We start from the raw sequence: 5,257 nt of genomic DNA on the forward strand, positions 1-5,257 counted from the left end.
GATATTAGTTTTCGGTTTTCTGTAGCTAGCTGCGATCGACCCCAGTACACGATCGGCATTTGGCAACCTAAAGCCAGAGCTCACCCCCAACCGGAAGCGCAGGGAGCTTGCGACCAAAGCTGTAGGTTGTCGGTGTGCAGCGACTTGTTAGCCCGTTGTTGACGGCTCTTAGCGTTATGGACAGCGAATGTAGCGAGTGAAGCCGTTACGCCCATCAACATCAATTGTATTGTTGTTAACTACATGATAACTTCGGTCGCCGACTATGGGACTATTGGGCCGATAAGTACCTGGCACAAAGCACCCACCAGGGCCACAAAACGAAATTGAGTAGAGACCTTCCCATGCGGGAGCAATTGCTAACCCAAAGTCATGGGAGCAATCGCCATTTTTCCAGAAACCAGCAAGTGGATGCGATCGTGAAGGAACAGCCAGTTTCTCCGCGATGTGTTTTAGGTCATGGCGAGAAGTGAGGCGGGTTTGTGTGATAGGTGATGTCGGGGCTAGCGGTTTGATGTCGCTGATTTGATTCTTGTCGAGGTCGAGTGCAGTCAGGTTAATCAAGGATGCTAGCGGTTTGATGTCGCTGATTTGATTGTTGTAGAGGGAGAGCACAGTCAGGTTAGTCAAGGATGCTAGCGGTTTGATGTCGCTGATTTGATTGTTGTAGAGAGAGAGCAGAGTCAGGTTAGTCAAGGATGCTAGCGGTTTGATGTCACTGATTTTATTGTTTTCGAGGTAGAGCTCGGTCAGGTGAGTCAAAGATGCTAGCGGTTTGATGTCCTTGATTTGATTGCCATCGAGGTAGAGCCAACGTAAGTTAGTCAAGGATACTAGCAGTTTGATGTCGCTGATTTTATTGTTGTCGAGGTTGAGCCAATCTAGGTTAGTCAAGGATGCTAGCGGTTTAATGTCACTGATTTGATTGTTGTCGAGGTAGAGCGAAGTCAGGTTAGTCAAGGATGCTAGCGGTTTGATGTCGCTGATTTGATTGTTGTCGAGGGAGAGCCTAGTCAGGTTAGTCAAGGATGCTAGCGGTTTGATGTCGCTGATTTGATTGTTGTCGATGGAGAGCTCGGTCAGTTTAGTCAAGGATGCTAGCGGTTTGATGTCGCTGATTTGATTGTTGTAGAGGTTGAGTTCCGTGAGACTCGAAAGTTGTCGATCCGCCGCCTCGCACTCAGTAGTTCCCGCTTTCTCCAACAATACCTCAACAGTATGTTTAGTTTCAGGACTCAAAGAAGCCTTTTGGCGACACCAATCATCAAATGTCCGTCCACTATCGTCCCGTTGTTTCTGCACGACCCATGAGGAAGGTGCATTTCTACTATTTTCCGACTGACTCGATACCACCAACATGAAAACAAGGACTGATGAAATCATAGGGAATAACCTCTGTGGATTTTTATATATTTTCCCGCCTACAGCTTCTAACCTTTGAAACCACATCAGGAAACGACACTTTCCCCGCCTAGGACTTGCAACCGCTACCGATTCCTTAGCTTACTTATATATTGTCAGTTTTGACAGTTGTCTAACCCCTTCAGGGATAGAGGTAGAGGTAATCGGATTTCCTGTAATCCGAAGCTCTGTCAGATTGGACAGTTGCGCAAGCGTCTCTGGAATAAAGGTAATCTGATTATTTTTGAGGTAAAGCTCTGTTAGATTCGACAATTGCCCGAGCGCATCTGGGATAGCTGTAATTTGATTGTCATTGAGGTAAAGCTTTGTCAGATTCGACAATTGCCCGATCGCATCTGGGATGGCTGTAATTTGATTCTCACTGAAGTCAAGCCATGTCAAGTTCGAGAGTTTGCTGATGGCTTCTGGGATAGCTGTAATTTGATTGTCATTAAGCTCAAGCTCTGTCAGATTCGACAGTTGCCTGATCGCATCTGAGATGGCTGTAATCTGATTTTCATTGAGGTAAAGCCAAGTTAAGTTCGAGAGTTTGCCGATCGCAGCTGGGATGGCTGTAATCTGATTCTCACTGAGGTCAAGCCAGGTTAAGTTCGAGAGTTTGCCGATGGCTTCTGGGATAGCTGTAATCTGATTGTCATTAAGGTAAAGCTCTGGTAGATTCGACAGCTGCCCGATCCCGTCTGGGATAGCTGTAATCTGATTGCTCCAGAGAGAAAGCCATTTCAGATTCGAGAGTTTGCCGATGGCTTCTGGGATAGCTGTAATCTGATTGCTCCTGAGGGAAAGCTCTGTTAGATTTGACAGTTTGCCGATGGCTTCTGGGATAGCTGTAATCTGATTGTCTCCGAGCCAAAGTTTTGTCAGATTTGACAGTTGCCCAATTGCCTCTGGGATAGAGGTAATCTGATTGCTCCAGAGGTAAAGCTCTGTTAGATTCGACAATTGCCCGATTGCCTCTGGGATGGAGCGAATCTGATTGTTATTGAGATCAAGCTCTGTCAGGTTCGACAGTTGCCCGAGTGCCTCTGGGATGGAGGTAATCTGATTGTTATTGAGGTAAAGCTTTGTAAGACTCGACAGTTGCCCGATTGCCTCTGGGATGGAGCGAATCTGATTATAACTAAGGTCAAGCTTTGTCAGGTTCGACAGTTGCCCGAGTGCCTCTGGGATGGAAATAATCTGATTGTTATTGAGTATAAACCATCTCAAATTTAACAGTTGTCCGAGTGACTCGGGGATGGAGATAATCTTATTGTTATTGAGGCAAAGCGTTTTTAAATTCGACAGTTGCCCGAGTGTCTCTGGGATGGAGCGAATCTCATTGCTAATGAGGGCAAGAATTTTCAGATTCGACAGTTGCCCGAGCGCATCTGAAATGGAGGTAATCTCATTGCTATTGAGGTAAAGCTCTGTGAGATTGGACAGTTGCCCGATCACATCTGGAATGGTTGTAATGTGATTGCCCTCCAAAAAAAGCCATCTCAAATTGGACAGTTTGCCGACGGCTTCTGGGATGGAGGTAATTTGATTGTAATCGAGGTAAAGCGCTTCAAGATTGGACAGCTTGCCGATGGCTCCTGGGATGGAGGTAATCTGATTGTTCTCAATGGAAAGCAATTTAAGAGTGGACAGTTGTCCGATCACGTCTGGAATGGAGCTAATCTTATTGTTATTAAGGGAAAGCGATTCAAGATTGGACAGTTGTCCGATCACGTCTGGAATGGAGCGAATCTCATTGTCATAGAGGTCCAGCTTTCTCAGATGCGTACACTTGACAATCTCCAGCGGCAATTCCTCCAACTCCAATTCAGACAAATCCAGTTCCTTCAATTTTTTCTCAGCAGCCCATTCAATTAGTCGCACCGCTTCTTTTCGGGTCATATCCTTTAGCTCTCAGTAATATTCATTTTATTGTGACCACTTTTCCAAACCTATAGCTTGTAACCCTTGCACCTAAATCAGGATAGTTTAATTTTCTGAACTCTCAAGTTTTAAGAGCTAGGTTCTTGTTACCAATTACAGATAGACTCTGGCGAAAGAGGACAAGTCTTGGGTGCGCTCGAATTTCCGCTGAGGTAAAGATCGGTCAGTTTAGTCAAGGATGCTAGCGGTTTAATGTCCTTGATTTGATTGTTGTTGAGGTTGAGATCGGTCAGGTTAGTTAAAGATGCTAGCGGTTTGATGTCGCCCAGAAGATTGTTTTGGAGATCGAGTACAGTCAGGTTAGTCAAGAAACATCTCCCAAAAAGCCTTTTAACGGGAGCCAGGATGTCTACCCCACAAGAATTATGGGAGACCCCTAAAGATGCTAGCGGTTTGATGTCCTTGATTTTATTGTTGTTAAGGTTGAGCCTAGTCAGGTTAGTCAAGGATGCTAGCGGTTTGATGTCACTGATTTTATTGTTGTTAAGGTTGAGCCAATTCAGGTTAGTCAAGGATGCTAGCCGTTTGATGTCACTGATTTTATTGTTGTCGAGGGAGAGCGAAGTCAGTTTAGTCAAGCGTGCTAGCGGTTGGATATCCCCGATCTGATTGCTGTCGAGGGAGAGGTAATTCAGTTTAGTCAAGGATTCTAGCGGTTGGATATCCCCGATCTGATTGCTGTCGAGGGAGAGGTAATTCAGTTTAGTCAAGGATTCTAGCGGTTCGATATCCCCGATCTGATTGCTGTTGAGGGAGAGGTAATTCAGTTTAGTCAAGGATTCTAGCGGTTTGATATCCCCAAGCTGATTGCTGTTGAGGGAGAGGTAATTCAGTTTAGTCAAGGATTCTAGCGGTTTGATGTCACGGATTTGATTTTTGTCGAGCCAGAGGTGAGTTAATGTAATCAAGGATGCTAGCGGTTTGATGTCCTTGATTTGATTGTGGGTGAGGGAGAGCACAGTCAGTTTAGTCAAAGATGCTAGCGGTTTGATGTCCTTGATTTGATTGTTGTCGAGGGAAAGCCAATCCAGGTGAGTCAAAGATGCTAGCGGTTTGATGTCGCTGATTTGATTGTTGTCGAGGGAGAGGAAAGTCAGGTTAGTCAAAGATGCTAGCGGTTTGATGTCACGGATTTGATTTTTGTCGAGCTTTAGTTTCGTGAGACTCGAAAGTTTCTGAGCGGCTGCCTTGCACTCAGTAGTTCCCGCTTTCTTCAACAACACCTCAATAGTATGTTTAGTTTCAGGACTCAAAGAAGCCTTTTTGCGACACCAATTAGCAAATGTCCGTTCACTATCGCCCCGTTGTTTAGGCACGAGCCATGAGAAAAGTTCATTTCTACTAATTTGCGACTGACCCCATATTCCCAGTAACAGAATGCTGACCAATCCTATCGAAGTCAATTTCATCAATTGGGAGTAATTCATTAGCATCTCCTAAAATGTGGTAGATGTCAAAAGTAAAGATATCGCCAACACTTTAGTTGACTTTAGCCCGACGTTATTGAAACCGTGGTACAAACCCTTGGTATTAACAGAGAGTTTTTGGTTCATGGCTTTTATCCTAAATAGCTTATGGTGTAAACTGTTCCAACATGAGCTCAGTATGCCCATTTTCTAGGAGCATCTGCAAAACCTTTGCTATTAAGGTCTGCCTGGAATGCAATATCAGTTGGGATGGTCGCGATAGGTTTGACATCCAACTCATTTTCAATGTAGGGACTTATAGAAGAAGTTGTTTTTCCAAAAGTTATTTCAGAAGGCATAGTTGGTTGTTCCTAATAATTTCATCTGCGTGATTTATAGGATAGGAGGTCAAATAGAAAGAACGCATTAACCTTCTGTGCCAACTTAATGACATAACCCAACTAATAAAAATACAGACTTGTGCAGGCAAGTTTGCATAAGCGTGC

The 5,257-nt window shown here is 44.6% G+C and carries 4 protein-coding genes; all 4 read right to left on the reverse strand.

What is annotated here, in order from left to right:
• Positions 1-174: 174 nt before the first annotated feature.
• The gene (locus tag QUB63_RS34780; RefSeq protein ID WP_332949943.1) at positions 175-1,383 is read right to left on the reverse strand and encodes a leucine-rich repeat domain-containing protein; all 1,209 of its coding nucleotides are present in this window, start codon (positions 1,381-1,383) and stop codon (positions 175-177) included.
• Positions 1,384-1,503: 120 nt separating this feature from the next.
• On the reverse strand, positions 1,504-3,303 hold the full coding sequence (locus QUB63_RS34785) for a leucine-rich repeat protein (protein ID WP_332949944.1): 1,800 nt from the start codon (positions 3,301-3,303) through the stop codon (positions 1,504-1,506).
• Between the two features lie 128 nt (positions 3,304-3,431).
• Complete coding sequence (locus QUB63_RS34790; RefSeq protein WP_332949945.1) at positions 3,432-4,772, reverse strand: leucine-rich repeat domain-containing protein; 1,341 nt, start codon at positions 4,770-4,772, stop codon at positions 3,432-3,434.
• Between the two features lie 173 nt (positions 4,773-4,945).
• Entirely contained in the window at positions 4,946-5,110 is a 165-nt protein-coding gene (locus tag QUB63_RS34795) for a hypothetical protein (protein WP_332949946.1), read from the reverse strand.
• Positions 5,111-5,257: the final 147 nt, after the last annotated feature.

Source organism: Microcoleus sp. ARI1-B5 (assembly GCF_036705795.1).
In the GTDB taxonomy this organism is placed as follows: Bacteria; Cyanobacteriota; Cyanobacteriia; order Cyanobacteriales; family Microcoleaceae; genus Microcoleus.